This window comes from Telluria sp. AZSoR62, assembly GCF_058111565.1.
On record NZ_JBYTST010000321.1, the window covers coordinates 1 to 269 of the forward strand.

Sequence of the window (269 nt, forward strand, 5' to 3'; positions counted from 1 at the left end):
GGCTGCCACTGCGCCGAAGGGAATGAAAAGCGCTACATTTGCGGATGCCTCGACTAATCGGTAATTGATCCACGCGGGAATTCCGTGCAAGTGCAGGAACTTGAGGATGCTGACAAGCTGGCCTTGAACCGGAGCATCAACCGGACTGGGCCAGAATGCGACCAGCGCCAGCGGCAGAAGCATGACCAGCAGGACAGCGCGCCAGAGCCTCGGGTTGTCATGAAACCTCAAGGTGCCCTCAGCTGGTACTCAGCAAAGCCAGAGCGGCC

Annotated in this window: 1 protein-coding gene; it reads right to left on the bottom strand. The window is 59.1% G+C overall.

What is annotated here, in order from left to right; all coding sequences use genetic code 11:
• Positions 1–231: hypothetical protein (locus AC3XQU_RS23970; protein WP_489876628.1), on the bottom strand; the 231-nt coding region annotated here is incomplete at its 3' end.
• Between the last annotated feature and the right edge of the window lie 38 nt (positions 232–269).